This window comes from Solibacillus sp. FSL R5-0449 (assembly GCF_037975215.1).
Lineage (GTDB): Bacteria > Bacillota > Bacilli > Bacillales_A > Planococcaceae > Solibacillus.
The window spans coordinates 1,701,266-1,716,078 of record NZ_CP150239.1 but is presented as its reverse complement, the minus strand read 5'-3'; the positions used below and the strand labels follow the sequence as shown (position 1 = coordinate 1,716,078).

The following is a 14,813-nucleotide window of genomic DNA, read 5'->3' as shown; positions in this document are numbered from 1 at the left end:
ATTTTTATATGTCGAAATTATTGAAAATAGGGGACATATCATCGAAAATCTATTCAATGTATTAGAGTAAATAACTCAATAACTATATTATGTAAACTAAACTCCCTTTTACGAACTTTTATTTGCATGTATAATAGAGAAATTGAAGTTATTTAGGAGGGATTATGATTTCACTAGCATTACAACATTTAAAAACAAACTTTGGTTATGACTCTTTCCGTCCTGGTCAAACCCAAATTATCGATAATGTGTTAAATAACCAAGATACCCTTGTTATTATGCCAACAGGTGGAGGGAAATCCCTTTGCTATCAAATTCCAGCTTTATGTATGGAAGGTACGACACTTGTTATTTCACCATTGATTTCTCTAATGAAAGACCAGGTAGACATGCTTGTGTCGAGCGGGATTTCAGCTGCTTACATTAACAGTTCACTTAGTTATGAAGAAGTACAAGACGTTATGTATGGTGTACAAAGCGGTAAAATCAAATTGCTTTATATTGCTCCGGAAAGACTTGAAAATGAGCGATTTTGTATGGAACTTTCCCAAATAAATGTGCCGTTATTAGCTATTGATGAAGCACATTGTATTTCACAGTGGGGGCATGATTTCCGTCCAAGTTACCGGTCTATCCAGCAACTGTTGCATTTATGGAAAAAGAAACCGACTGTTATTGCATTGACAGCCACTGCTACTGAAGAGGTAAGTGCAGATATCCAACAGCTTCTTTCCATTGAAAAGGAAAATACTTTTATAACCGGTTTTGCACGTGAAAATTTAACATTTTCGGTGTTGCTTGGGGAAAACAAAGAAGCCTATATAAAGAAATATGTGAAAGCAAATGAAAATGAAGCAGGCATTATTTATGCCGCTACTCGAAAATCGGTGGAAGCGGTCTATGAGATGCTGAACAAAGCGGGTTTTGCCGTAGCGAAATATCATGGTGGTATGTTTGAAGAAGACCGTACATATGAACAAAATCGCTTTTTAAATGATGAAGTTCAAATAATGGTCGCAACAAATGCTTTTGGTATGGGAATAAATAAGACCAATGTACGCTATGTGCTGCATTACAACATGCCACGCAATATGGAGAGTTATTATCAGGAGGCAGGACGTGCTGGACGTGATGGACTGGATAGTGAATGTATATTACTATACAGCTCTTCCGACGAACAAACACAGCGTTTTTTAATCGATCAGGCACAAGATCGTTCTCGAATTCCATTTGAACTGCAAAAGCTGCATGCGATGATTGATTACTGTCATACAGAGCGCTGTCTTCAAAGTTATATTATCGAGTATTTTGGTGATGAGGCAGGTCAAGATTGCGGGAAATGTGCGAATTGTACAGATGATCGTCCTCAGCTGGATGTAACGACTGATGCACAGAAAGTATTGTCATGTATCGTACGAATGGGCCAGAAATTCGGGAAACAGTTAACTGCTTCTGTATTGGCTGGGTCACGCAGTAAAAAAGTGCTTGAATTCAATTTCCAAAAGCTGCCCACTTACGGTATTTTACGTGCTATGAATGCGAAAGAGATTGCCAGCTTCATCGAGTTTTTAATTTCAGAAAAACTGATCGTCGTGAATAATGGGCAGTTTCCGACATTATCGATTTCCGATGAAGGTAAAGAAGTGCTGCTTGGACAAAAAAAGGTATTGCGTAAAGAAGCGCGTATTATTGAATCGACAGTAGAGCAAAATGATCCTCTATTTGAAATTCTTCGTAAAATACGCAAAGAAATTGCCGATCGGGAAAAAGTTCCGCCTTTTGTTGTTTTCTCCGATAAATCGTTAAAGGATATGTGTGTTCGTAAACCTAAAAACAGTACACAATTTTTAGAAGTTAGCGGTGTAGGGGAGAGCAAATTGGAGAAATACGGTAAAACATTTATTGAGGCAATTATTGCTAACACCCAATAGAATGTTAAATAATTACAGTATTAACAATAGCTCAAAATTAAACTTTTCATAAAAAAATCCAGTATGTTCTAAAAAAATACTTTCAGTGATTAAATTCAATTTACTCATTGAATTTGCTATCTCACTATACTAAAGGAATGTATTGCCATGTGCAGTACATTCTTTTTTGACTATTTTACGGTTTAAATCATTAAACTTTAAGTTAAGATATTGTAAAAATTCTGTATTCATAGTTTAATAAGAATATTCAGTTAAGAAGTGTAGGTGAAATATTGAATATACTAGGAGAACGCATAAAAAAGCTGAGAAAACAGAAAAAATTAACTCAGACCGAGTTAGTAGGGGAACGTTTAACGAAAGGTATGCTAAGTTTAATCGAGAATGGTAAAGCTCAGCCTTCAATGGAAAGTCTACGTTTTATTGCTAAAAGATTAAATGTCGATGTCGATTATCTACTCGATGACGGTACACTGACAATGCTCAGAAACTTGTATACAGCAATCGAAGAAGATGTAGAGCGTAGAAAGCTCATCCGCGACCCTGAAGAACTCCAATCACTTACGATTAAAATAATCGAAAAAATCGAACCTTATTTACCGGAAATACAAGGCACAAACTATGAACAAATTCGCTTAAGAGAAGTTTATTTCTTAATGAATCGTACGATCAATAAAGCTAAATCCCTCGACGAATATTGGAAGTTTATCGATCAATATGAGGAAATCCATGCGTATAGCCGAATGCTTCGCTGTTATTTTTATTTATGCCAGGCTGCAATCGATCAGCGCAATTACAGTGAAACACTAGCTATATTAAAGCAAGGGGAAAAACGGATTGAACCATATGAATTGATGATGGATCCGATGGTCATCCTTGATCTGTATTACAATTTAACGATTTCCTACTCGGCAGCTGATGATGTTAAAATGTCGGATCATTATTTACAAAAGGCATTGGAAATGGCAAAAAAGAAGCAAATATTTTATCGGATGGACCGCTTTTATCATTTGTTGTTTATTCAATCCATTGCGAATGAGAATATTAACAAAAGTAAAGAGTACATAGAAAAATTAATGCTTTTATCTGAGTTTGCTGATGATCCGGCAATTTCGGTCAGGTATTTATACAGTAAACTGCACTATATGAACATTGTTGAAAAGAAATATGCCCAAATCGTACCGGAAATCGAACATTACAAAACAAAACTGCAAGATTATTTATTTTTGTTTAAAAACCCAATCTTCGTCGGTGAAGAAATGTATGCGGAATTTAAATTACAAAACTACTCGAAAGCACTCCAAATCGGTGCTGCTTTAACCATTCCTGACTATTTACACCATCCCATTGATTTAGCTAAATATTATCAGTTCTTTGCTGTAAGGGCATTAGCTTCGTATTATGAGAAAGATGCAGTTGCCGCAAAGCGTGATATCATCTTCGCAAAAAATGGCGTAGAAGACTTTCCCGAGACGATTTATAAAAAATTCATTTACAAAGCTTTCAATGAAATCTTCATTTAGTCTAGTTCATAATTTTACGAAAAAAGGAACGTACCGCTCGAAATATCGAATGGTACGTTCCTTTTATGCAGAAAGATTAACTTTCTTTCCAGTGGGTGTCAATAAACTCATCACGACCGGATTTGTCACGGTCTTCCTTATAATGTGCTTCTTCTTTTTTATAATAATCCTGATGATAATCTTCTGCTGGCCAAAAAGTTTCTGCCGGTTTAATTTCAGTTACTATCGGCTTTTTGAATCGGCCGCTTTCCGCCAGGTTTTTCTTCGACTGCAATGCAGCCGCATATTGTTCTTCGTTATGCGTAAAAATCACGGTCTTATAAGATTCGCCGCGATCGTGGAACTGACCACCAGCATCTGTTGGATCAATTTGCATCCAATATATATCCAATAGCTTTTCATAGCTGAAAATCTCTGGGTTAAATTCAATTTCCACTGCTTCCACATGACCAGAGTCTCCACGTTTTACATCTTCATATGTAGGGTTTTCCACATGGCCGCCTGTATAACCGCTTGTTACTTTTTCGATGCCTTCCCATTGATCGAAAGGTTTGACCATACACCAAAAACAACCACCTGCAAATGTTGCCTTTTCCATTTCATATCACTCCTTATAAACCAGTAAACCAACACTTTACTTCAATAAAGTAAATATGATGTATTCTAACATGGATAAGAATGACATTCAATTTATTAAACTTTTAATAGCATATAATAGTAAGCTTCGTAATAAAAATAAAGAAAAAAGATATGCGGACATATCATTAGTTAGGAAGAAAATGTGCATAAAATGGTATACTATAAGTAATTTGCAACTAAATTTAATGTAAATCGTCTAAACTTCACAGAAATAGAAAGGAAGTTGTAGGAATGGAAGAACAGACACGTCAAACCCGCTATCAAAAGAAAAAAATGCGTAAAGGCCGGGGAATATTCGTAGTCATTTTTCTTTTGCTTTTAAGTGTAATTGGATATGGATATGTCCAGTTTAATAAAGGGAAGGAAATGGCAAGTGACAATAAAATTGTAGTAGAAGACTTTGAACCAGATGATAATCATCCGACTATAGAAAATTATTTAATTTTAGGTGTTGATACTCGAGGCGAGGAAAAATCGCGTTCCGATACGATGATGGTGCTTTCATGGAACCGAAAAACGAATGATATGAAGCTCGTTTCCTTTATGCGTGATATTTATGCGGAAATACCTGGTTATCAATCCTATAAACTGAATACGGCCTATTATTTAGGTGGGGTACCGTTACTTCAGGAAACGTTAAATAATATGTTTGATATCCCGATCCACCATTATGCCATGATTGATTTTAAAAGCTTTGAAACATTGATCGATATTTTGGCTCCAAACGGTATTGAAATGGATGTTGAAAAAGACATGGGCGGTTTAATCTATGTGGAAATTAAAAAAGGCCTTCAAAACCTGAATGGTAAAGAACTGCTCGGCTATGCCCGTTTCCGTAGCGATGCTGAAGGAGACTTCGGACGTGTAGCGCGTCAGCAGAAGGTTATTGAAGCATTAAAAGATCAGTTGTTTTCACCAAAAAATATTGCAAACATCCCTAAATTTATCGGTGCGACACAAGGATATATCACAACAGACTTAACGAGCAAAGACCAACTGACAACTGCATTAAAAGCAGTATCAGGCGGGGAAATCAATGTTGAAAAAATGACAATTCCAGCTGAAGGAACGTATAAAATTAATAAGTACCGACATGCAGGGGAAGTACTGGAAATAGATGTGGAGAAAAATTCTCAAATTTTGCATGATTTTTTAAATTTAAACGAGTAAGCATTATATGTATGAAGGTTTTTCATGATAAAATAAGTTATAAATTAAATATTGTTGAAATATTGAGGTGGTCTTTTGCAGAGAAAGAATGAAATGAATAAAGTAAATTCATTACCCCAGGAAACGTCTAAATTTTTCTCTTCTAAATTTATTCGATTTTTAGGTGGTAAAAATTTATTATTCTTATTAGTGATCATCTTATTAGTTGGCTGTACGGTATTCGTATACGATAAAATTTCTTTTATATTCGAACCGTTACATGTATTATTCGAAGTCATCATATTACCCGGGGTTTTAGGAGTCATCTTGTTTTACTTATTACGCCCTCCATTGAAGCTTCTAGTAAGATGGAAAGTGCCGCGCGCATTGGCGATTCTGATTTTGTATATAGTAGTAATCGCATTGATCACTTTACTGGTCTTACTTGTTTTCCCGTTTTTACGTGATCAGTTTACAAACTTAGTACAAGAATTCCCTGTAGTTTTAATGGCACTCGCGAATGATTTATTGGCATTTTTAAATAACTCTCATTTCAGCGAGTATTTTGAAAAAATCAACTTTGACTACAATCAGATCTTAACGGATTTTACAGACAGCTTTATAACGACGGTCAAGGTAACTTTAGGCAGTTTAGCTACTGGTGTGGCTAGTGGAATAACAGGTTTCCTATCAACCGTTACAGGTATCATTTTATCGCTTGTCATTGTACCGTTTATTACATTTTACTTATTATACGAAGGCGATAAAATGCCGCGCTTCATTTTATTCCTATTCCCGCCACGCATGCGTAAGCAAATCGGAGAAGTGCTGCATGATATGGACAAGCAAATCAGCTCCTACATACAAGGCCAGATTTTAGTATCGTTTTGTATTGGTGTTATGATGACAATCGGCTTTTTAATTATCGGAATGCCTTATGCTCTATTGCTTGGCTTCCTGGCGATGATTACAAGTGTTGTTCCATATTTGGGACCAGCCATTGCAGCAACACCTGCCGCAATTATTGCGATTGTGAATTCACCTTGGCTGTTAGTAAAGTTAGCAATTGTATGGACAATTGTACAATTAATTGAAGGGAAGTTTATTTCCCCGCAGATTATGGGTAAATCATTAAGTATCCATCCTATTACGATTATTTTTGTATTATTAACAGCTGGCTCTTTATTTGGAGTTCCAGGTGTCGTGCTAGGTATTCCTGGTTATGCTTTAATTAAAGTTCTCATTTCACATACGTATCGACTCTTTAAACAACGCTACAATCGTTTCCAATCAGACGAGACGAATCTGTATGAAGAATTGAAATAAGAAAAACAGGAAATTGTAAAGATGGGGTATGTTAAAAGAAAAACTTTTAACATGCTCCCTTTTTTAAAATCGATCATCAATTACATATTTAACTGGAGGAGAATACATGTTAAGCAAATGGCTAACATCAGTAGAAGAAAATGGCGTAAAAGTTGAAACCGTTATCGAAAAGACAGAACTTGTAGAAGGTGACATATTAAATGGTTCTGTTTATGTGACAGCACATACAGAAGAGCATCAAATCGATTACATTTCATTAAAAGTACTTTGTGAAGAATTGGACGGCGAATTTTCGATACTTGGAAAACACTCGTTTCAGCTAGTTGGCGGGATCCGTTCAAAAGATGGGGAAATCATTCCGTTTGAGATCATTCCGGACGAGCGCTGGGTATGCGGGAAAGATGAGGAGCTCATCTTACAGACAACTGTTGTATTTTTGGATGGAGTGGCAATCGAAGAACAAGGTGTTATTACGTATAGCGCCATTGAATAAACAAAAAGGCGCTGCTGATAATTACATTCAGCAGCGCCTTTCCTTTAGAATTTGATTGATGATAGTCGTTTAACAGCTTCTTGAAGCTTTTCCACAGGTTGTACGAGTGCAAGACGCATATAGCCTTCACCAGCTGTGCCAAATACCGTGCCTGGTACCATGACAACACCTGCCTGTTCGATTGCTTTATAAGCAAAATCGATACATTTAATATCATACGGATATTTTGCCCAGACGAACATCCCGCCATCGCTCGGTGCAACTTGCCAGCCGATTGATGTTAAGCCTTCCATAAGCGTTTTATGACGGACAGAAAACGTTTCTCTCAGTACATTTGTAACTTCTTCTGCATTATCCAATGCTAATGCAGCTACTTGCTGAATCGGTTCGAAAATACCGAAATCCAAATTTGACTTCAGCTGTTTCATAATACCGACCAATTGTGCATTTCCAACTATGTAGGCAATACGAGTCCCAGCCAAACTGAAACTTTTCGATAACGAGTTAATTTCCAGACCGACTTCTTTTGCACCAGGTGTCGCAAGGAAGCTGATCGGAGCATCTCCTTTAAAGTAGAACTCAGAATAGGCCGCATCATGCAGAACGATAATATTATACTTTTTCGCGAATGCCACAACTTCTTCAAAATACGCAATGGATGGCATGGCCGGTACCGGGTTACCCGGCAAATTTAAAATGAGTAATTTAGCTTTTTGGCGAATTTCTTCTGGAATAGCTGACAGATCCGGCAAATACTGATTTTCCTTTGTCAATGGCATATAATAAGGCGTTGCACCAGCCAAGTGAATTCCTGCATCATACGCAACATATGCCGGGTTTGTAGTCAGTACGATGTCACCTGGATCACAGAATGCTACCGGCAGATGGACTAACCCTTCCTGTGAGCCAATTGTTTGTACAACTTCAGTTTCCGGATCTAACTCAACCTTGTTGACTCGTTTATAATAACGACATACCGCTTCATTGAATGTTTGAATACCCGTTAAAGTGTAGCCGTAAGAAGAAGAGAGTGCGGTAAGCTCGGACATTTTTTGCCGCAAATTCTCTGCCGGAGCGATATCAGGGCTCCCAAGACTTAAATCGATCAGTTCCGTTCCTTGTTGCTCTTGCAATTTGGCATGCTTTTTTAAGTCACCAAATATTGCCGGCACAAACAATGACATTTTTTTAGACGGTTGGATATTCAATCTTAACACTCCTTAAAACTTTCAATTGTAAGCACCATTTTATCATACACATCACGTATAATGGGGATGAAATCAGAAAAGAGAATTAATTCACAACATAAAGCACGAAACCGTAGTGGAAGAGCAATAAAAAGTACCGGAAAATATTATTCATAGAAAAATAAATTATTAAGAGGTGTAGGATGAAAATCTATTCGTTGAGCGGGCCAAGCGGTACAGGAAAGAGTACAAGTGCTTTGCAATTTGCGCATGACAATAACATTGAGGCCATCATGGATGACGGGATATTAATTGTAAACGGAGAAAAAGCGGCAGGAACATCGGCTAAATTTGAGAAAAATACCTTAAAAGCAGTGCGCCGCGCCATTTTGGACGATGACTTACATAAAGCGGAAGTACTGGAGGCAATTCACACTCATAATGTAAATTCCATTTTATTGATCGGTACCTCCGACAAGATGACAAAAAAGATTGCAGCCCGTTTACAGCTTGGAGAAATCGATGAATTTCATTATGTCCATAATATCCGTACGGAAAAAGAAATTCGCATCGCCAAGTATGTGCGGGAAATTCAGGGAAAACATGTCATGCCAGTTCCATACCGCCAAGTAGAACAAAACTTTTTCAAACGTCTTATCCAGCGGGGGAAGGAAATTTTCTCATCTTCACAAGTGAAGCTCGGAGAAACAACGATTGTACAGCCGGATTTTCATCAAAATAGTGTCTATATTTCCCGTACTGTATTTACCGATGTATTGGAACATGTCCTTGAAAAGCAGGACAAACTGACAAAATTCGAAATAGCCAATATGCAAACAGACAGCGTACCCCAAATGACAATTGCACTGTTCTTAAAGTCACCAGTTGCCTATGTAGTTCCGGAATTTCTATATGAACTTCAAAAGGAAATTTCACAGGAATTTTTCCTGCATTTCGGTATTGAACCCGAAACGATTCATGTTCACATAAAAGGAATTAAATGAATAGCTATAACAGAAGCTGGCGTAAATATGTCAGCTTTTTTATATAGGAAATATCATATAATAAATAAGTAGTTTCTATTTTTAGATGATTTAGTATATTCTATTTATTAAGTGCTTGGACAAGCAACAGGCCATTGAAAATAGCAAGGGGGAGAAGCAGTGAATTATATTGAACAGTTAAAGGAAATTTTATCACATGAACAAGTGACAACAAATGAAGTGTTACGTACACAACACGGAAAAGATGAATCGTATCATGAACCGCATTTACCGGATGTTGTTGTCTACCCGAAAACGGCACAGGAAGTTAGCGAAATTTTAACATTAGCAAATGAACAGCGTATTCCAGTAGTCCCATTTGGTCTTGGGACAAGTTTGGAAGGACATGTCATCCCGTATCAAGGGGGAATCTCTCTGGACTTATCGCTTATGAATGCCGTATTGGAAGTACGGTCTGAGGATTTTCTTGTAAAGGTTCAACCAGGTGTAACGCGCAGCCAGCTGAATAAAGAATTAAAAAAGTACGGCTTATTCTTTTCAGTCGATCCGGGTGCCGATGCGACATTAGGTGGAATGGCAGCGACAAATGCGAGTGGAACAACTTCCGTTCGCTACGGCATTATGCGTGACCAAGTGCGTGATCTAGAAGTGGTGTTGGCAAATGGGGATGTAATTCATACAGGGGGATTGGCCGCAAAATCTTCCTCAGGCTATCATTTGAATGGTTTAATGGTCGGTTCCGAGGGGACACTCGGGGTCATTACTGAATTGACATTACGCGTTTTCGGAATCCCGGAAAGAATTGTGGCCGGTCGCGCGACATTTGAAACAGTTCAGCAGGCGGTCGATGCTGTTGTCTCATTAAAGCAGGCCGGTATACCAATAGCCCGAATGGAACTTGTTGATAAACAAAGTATTGAAAAGGTAAACAGTGCTTCGGGAACAAATTTCCCTGAAACGCCAACACTATTTTTGGAATTCCACGGTAATGAAGCAGGCTTGCAGTCAGATGTAGTTTTTGCAACCGAATTATTAAACGACAATGGCTGTATCGAGCTGGCATTCGAGCAGGATGAACGAGCACGCAATCATTTGTGGGAACTTCGTCATAATATGGCGTATACATATATTCATTCCGCGCCAGGGAAAAAACTGATGTCTACAGATGTTGTCGTTCCGATTAATTCATTGCCGGATGCGATTCAAAATTCCCGTGAAAAAATTGAAAGCATGCAGATCGACGCGGGGATTGTCGGTCATGTAGGCGACGGGAATTATCATATCTTGCTGATGGTGGATATGGACAGCAAAGAAGAGATTGCAAGAGCAAAAGAACTGAATGAACATGTCGTAGAATATGCATTGTCACTTGGGGGTACATGCACGGGGGAACATGGTGTAGGTTATGGTAAGAAGAAATACCAACAGCAAGAACACGGACTTGCCTATATGTGGATGAAAGAAATTAAACGGGCATTTGATCCGAACAATATTCTAAACCCCGGCAAAATTTTTATTGATTAAGGTTTGTTGAAATAGAGCGTTTTGTCGAAATGCGCTTTTGAGACGGACGAAAATGAGTCACCAGGAAATTCAACAGCAATTGACAAGCGTCGCCTTAAAATCAGTAAACGACATTGTATAATCTGCTCGAATGGATGGACTGTCAATTTGCTGCACTTATAAAAAAACTGCCCCCGCTTATCGGAGGCAGTTTTTTTATTGATTTGGAAGCTGTCTTGTGAAAACCGGCTGGCGTTTTTCAACAAATGCACGGACACCTTCAGAAAAGTCTCTTTCAGAAACAAACGGTGTTGAACCTTCCCATAAAGCAGGGGCTGAATCCACACATTCTTTAACCGAACGTTTGACTGCTAATAAGGAGTCCGGAGACATGCCGGCAACAAGTTTCCCCATACGGATGGCAAAACGGTTCAAATCTTTCTCTGCAACTAAATAATTGAGCATTCCGGCTTTAAACGCTTCTTCTGCTTTATACATGCGTCCAGTGAATACAAAATCTTTTGTTGCAGATGGGCCGACCAAATCGACTAAACGTTTGGCAAATTTATTATTCAATGTAATACCGAGCTTACCGACCGGAATCCCCATTTTAGCTTTGTCCGAGCCGATACGAATATCACAGGCAAGGGCAAGCTCCAGTCCAGCGCCCATTGCCGGTCCATTAATGACACCAATTACCGGAATCGGCAAGTTTTCAATTGTCGAAATCGTTCTTTCCATATGCACGAAAGCTTCTTCCGCTTTTTCCAGCGAAATCGAATTAAATTCTTTAATATCTGAGCCTGCTGTAAAGTTCTCGCCCGAACCACGCAATAACAGCACCTTGTTTTTTGGATTTTCCAATGTGCGCAGTGCAATTTTGGCAAGCTGGTCCCACATATTCGCCGTCAATGCATTTTTAAGTTGTGGGCGGTGGATTGTAATGATGGCGAGCCCCGCAGTTTCCTGATAAATGATTTTCGCTTCTTCCGCTTCAAGTCTAGTCGTACGTACTTGCATTTATGGTCCCCCTTAACTATGTATACATAGTCATTATAGACGAAAAAATATACAATAACATGCATTCCGGTTGGTTCAAGTAAATTTAACGAATATTCAGCAATTTACTGTATCAAATCCATGTAAATCTTACCACTTGGCATGATACAATAAAAAGAAAGGGGCGAAAAATGTGGAAAAAATCCAACCGTATGTTAAGGCATTTACTGCTTACTTAAAGTCCTTAAATAAATCTTTTCATACGACGAAACAATATACATTGGATGCAAAGCAATTCGCGGAGATTATTGAGCATGAGAATCAAATAAATGAAGCCCTGCAACTTTATGCAAAAACGATTCAGGAAAAGTATCCTTCGTTCAATTCAGTCAACCGCAAATTCGCATCCATTCGCCATTTTCTTACTTTCTTGCAGCTGCGCGGTGTCATTTCCGTATATAACGAAGAAATCATCGCCCCGTTGACTAAAGAGGAGACGGAACTGAACGTACTGAAGGAAAAACAATTCAATCGAGCATTAGCTTATTGGCCGAAGCAGTATGAGATTGCCTTGAATGAGGAACATGAATGGCTCGCATTACGCAATACGGTCATTGTATTTACTGTTGCGGAGCTTGGCATTAAGCCAGCAGAGCTTGTACGGATGGAATGGAAGCATATTAATCCTGAAAAACGTGAAGTGATCGTACTGGCTTCAAAAAGTTACCGTGTTTTGCAGTGTTCTAAAAAACTGCTTGAACTGCTCGAAGACTATAAACGCCACACAATTGAATTCATGCCGCTGACGGAGCAGTCACCTTATGTTTGGCTCGGCGTCGGCAATAAAATGGGGGAGCCGGTCACCGTCAAAACGATCGAGCGCATTTTTAAGGCGATGTCCGAACAGCTTCAATTTAAAGTGACCGCTACTAATATGCGCTACCATGCAATACAAAAGCTATTAACAAAACAAGAGGATCCGAAAGTATTGTACGAGCAGTTCGGCTATGCAAGAAAAGGCGTATTGCTTGAACGGGAGCAACGTTTCCCGAAAAACGGCTAGTAAATAATTGGATTGATGAAAGATTGAGAGGGAAAACGAATGGCAATATCAATGATGGAAGCGTATACGATTGAACTACTGAAAACCCATCCGTATACATTTGACCAAATAAAACAATATATTGAAAATGATGATCTTCATCGATTAAAAGAAACGTATGATATTGATACAGAGAGTTTGAAAATTTTATGGAATGAACAGGCTGAAGAGATGGAACAGGCTTTTGCAGGAAACTATAAGGTGAAGTTTGTAACGATCAATGGTTTGAGAAACCTGCTGCGCATGCGTTTTCAAATATCCGATGATCAGTATGAACTCTTGCCTGAAGGGAACGGTCTGCAATCACTACATGTCGATCCGGTCATTGAACAGCAAATTCGCGCGATGCTTTCTTCAAACTGGAAAGTCGAGCGTAGCGGGGAACAGATCACTCTATTTGTCTAGTAAAAGTAAAAGGGGATATGGGATTGTGCCATTGACATCTCCCATATCCCTTTTAGCGTTGTCTTCGTCTATTTATTTTTCCATAGTAGCTTGTCGAAAATTTGTAAACCTGATTTAAAATAAGCAGTGCCAGCGTCATTAAGCCAATAACCATCAGTATAAGTGCGGTCCATTCAAAGAAAGTAAAACTAAAAATTTCGGATAATTTAAATGGCTCTGCCAGCATTTCAATCACTAGATTCATTCCGTATATACCGGAAATCATACTGAATATCGTTAAAATAAAGATCAGTTTATTTAACCGGTCTGTTGAACGGTCTTCCTGAATCCGGTACAGTTCTTCAAGTGTTTCCTTCGTCTCTCGGTAAAGTCCGTCGATCCGGAAGACTTTCCGGAGATAATGTGAAATTTCTTTTCCTTCTGTACGTGCCGATACTTCCGAAAAATAATATCTCGATGCAAACTTCGTAATCTGTTCAATTAATTCCTTTACAATATCCTTATCCCTGGAAAACTTCAGTTCACTATGTTCAAAGACAAGTTTCAGCAGCATCAGTTTATAGAAATAATGAATGAGAAATATGTAATAAGAGACAGAATGAAAGCTGTTTAAGGATTTATACATACTTTTGTCATCCATCGTTGATAGGTGAATTTGACCTTGCAATGTTGTAATAATATGAAATTGTGGCGCCCATCTTTCGTAGCAATGTTCCTCGACGAAACGTTTTATATATTCTTCATTTGTACTTGAAATATACGGATCCCCATTACTATCACGTCCATTTAATTGTCCTGCCCGAAATAATAATTCCTCATCAATTTCCGCGTCTTCTCCCATATGAAAGAATGCATTGACGTACATACGCTCATCTTCGAAAAACGGGATTTTGCTAATGTTTTTGTGAATAGATGAATAATCAATAAAATACTTCTCTAAAAACGGGGCAATTTTTTTTAATAATAGCTCATCGGTATTATGAAAGATAAAATTGTCGTAATAAATTTCCGCGCCTAGTTCTTCCTCAATTTTTGGCCGCAACACTCTAAAATAATGACCGAATGATAACGCGGCATTCATGTCCACATCATCTGCCAATTGTATTCTCAATGCTAAAATCCCAATACCGAATGGACACAGATTGATATCCGCACTCAATAATGTAAAGGGAACTTCATCGAATGCCGTCTTCATTTTTCCTTCGCAATGGATTTTTTTCGAGTAGCGGTTGAAGTTTCGTACGGAAATATCGTTATTCAATAATTTCTCTTCCATAAAAGGATAAAAGAATTGTGTTAGCAATTGGGGGGAAACTTGAATATCGGGTCCATAAAGTGTTTCATTAAATTCCTCTTCATCGATTGTAAAATGATAAAATTTGTTGCGCTTTAATTCATGCTGTAATTTTCCAAAATCATACTGTCGATAATTGAAAGGATAATAAAAAACATAGTGACTTTTAAGGGAATTCATCCTTTCACCTCCTGAAACATCTATTCCCAAAATTCGATAAATTTAACCAAAAAGGGCTTCGACAAAAATCGCTCTCAGACG

At 38.1% G+C, this 14,813-nt stretch carries 13 protein-coding genes; 9 read left to right on the top strand and 4 right to left on the bottom strand.

Translation table 11 applies throughout. The features are described from left to right. The first annotated feature begins 164 nt into the window (after positions 1–164). Together recQ and MKY27_RS08355 are read left to right on the top strand one after the other, a co-directional pair. Positions 165–1,931: a DNA helicase RecQ gene (gene recQ, locus MKY27_RS08360; protein ID WP_339199427.1), complete on the top strand. Its 1,767-nt coding sequence runs from the start codon at positions 165–167 to the stop codon at positions 1,929–1,931. Between the two features lie 272 nt (positions 1,932–2,203). Then, the gene (locus MKY27_RS08355; RefSeq protein WP_339199424.1) at positions 2,204–3,451 is read left to right on the top strand and encodes a helix-turn-helix domain-containing protein; all 1,248 of its coding nucleotides are present in this window, start codon (positions 2,204–2,206) and stop codon (positions 3,449–3,451) included. Positions 3,452–3,527: 76 nt separating this feature from the next. Here the strand turns inward: MKY27_RS08355 and msrA are convergent, their stop codons facing one another. Next, entirely contained in the window at positions 3,528–4,049 is a 522-nt protein-coding gene (gene msrA / locus MKY27_RS08350) for a peptide-methionine (S)-S-oxide reductase MsrA (RefSeq protein ID WP_339199422.1), read from the bottom strand. A 272-nt stretch (positions 4,050–4,321) separates the two neighbouring features. On the opposite strand from msrA, the gene MKY27_RS08345 reads away from it, so the two are divergent. The 3 genes from MKY27_RS08345 (at position 4,322) to MKY27_RS08335 (ending at position 7,058) form a co-directional block, all read left to right on the top strand. Next, positions 4,322–5,260: an LCP family protein gene (locus tag MKY27_RS08345; protein ID WP_339199419.1), complete on the top strand. Its 939-nt coding sequence runs from the start codon at positions 4,322–4,324 to the stop codon at positions 5,258–5,260. 93 nt (positions 5,261–5,353) lie between these two features. Further along, positions 5,354–6,565 (top strand): AI-2E family transporter, encoded by a 1,212-nt coding sequence (locus MKY27_RS08340; protein WP_339199416.1) that lies wholly within the window; start codon positions 5,354–5,356, stop codon positions 6,563–6,565. A 106-nt stretch (positions 6,566–6,671) separates the two neighbouring features. After that, the gene (locus tag MKY27_RS08335; protein WP_339176468.1) at positions 6,672–7,058 is read left to right on the top strand and encodes a sporulation protein; all 387 of its coding nucleotides are present in this window, start codon (positions 6,672–6,674) and stop codon (positions 7,056–7,058) included. A 44-nt stretch (positions 7,059–7,102) separates the two neighbouring features. Here MKY27_RS08335 and MKY27_RS08330 read toward each other — a convergent pair whose 3' ends face one another. Beyond that, positions 7,103–8,266, bottom strand: a complete 1,164-nt coding sequence (locus tag MKY27_RS08330; protein ID WP_339199414.1) for an aminotransferase class I/II-fold pyridoxal phosphate-dependent enzyme — start codon at positions 8,264–8,266, stop codon at positions 7,103–7,105. Between the two features lie 182 nt (positions 8,267–8,448). Between MKY27_RS08330 and MKY27_RS08325 the strand changes: the two genes are divergently transcribed. Both MKY27_RS08325 and MKY27_RS08320 read left to right on the top strand, forming a co-directional pair. Further along, the gene (locus tag MKY27_RS08325) at positions 8,449–9,249 is read left to right on the top strand and encodes a hypothetical protein (protein ID WP_339199411.1); all 801 of its coding nucleotides are present in this window, start codon (positions 8,449–8,451) and stop codon (positions 9,247–9,249) included. 159 nt (positions 9,250–9,408) lie between these two features. Continuing rightward, on the top strand, positions 9,409–10,773 hold the full coding sequence (locus MKY27_RS08320) for an FAD-linked oxidase C-terminal domain-containing protein (RefSeq protein WP_339199408.1): 1,365 nt from the start codon (positions 9,409–9,411) through the stop codon (positions 10,771–10,773). A 195-nt stretch (positions 10,774–10,968) separates the two neighbouring features. On the opposite strand, the gene MKY27_RS08315 is transcribed toward MKY27_RS08320, so the two are convergent. Next, a complete protein-coding gene (locus tag MKY27_RS08315) occupies positions 10,969–11,772 on the bottom strand; it encodes an enoyl-CoA hydratase-related protein (protein ID WP_339176463.1) in 804 nt (267 codons plus the stop codon). A gap of 172 nt (positions 11,773–11,944) precedes the next feature. On the opposite strand from MKY27_RS08315, the gene MKY27_RS08310 reads away from it, so the two are divergent. Further along, positions 11,945–12,814: a tyrosine-type recombinase/integrase gene (locus MKY27_RS08310; protein WP_339199405.1), complete on the top strand. Its 870-nt coding sequence runs from the start codon at positions 11,945–11,947 to the stop codon at positions 12,812–12,814. A gap of 39 nt (positions 12,815–12,853) precedes the next feature. Beyond that, positions 12,854–13,258, top strand: coding sequence for a hypothetical protein (locus MKY27_RS08305; protein WP_339199402.1), 405 nt, complete (start codon positions 12,854–12,856; stop codon positions 13,256–13,258). A 52-nt stretch (positions 13,259–13,310) separates the two neighbouring features. Here the strand turns inward: MKY27_RS08305 and MKY27_RS08300 are convergent, their stop codons facing one another. Next, positions 13,311–14,732 carry a sugar phosphate isomerase gene (locus MKY27_RS08300; RefSeq protein WP_339199399.1) on the bottom strand — a complete coding sequence of 474 codons (1,422 nt, stop codon included), beginning with the start codon at positions 14,730–14,732 and terminating at the stop codon, positions 13,311–13,313. Positions 14,733–14,813: the final 81 nt, after the last annotated feature.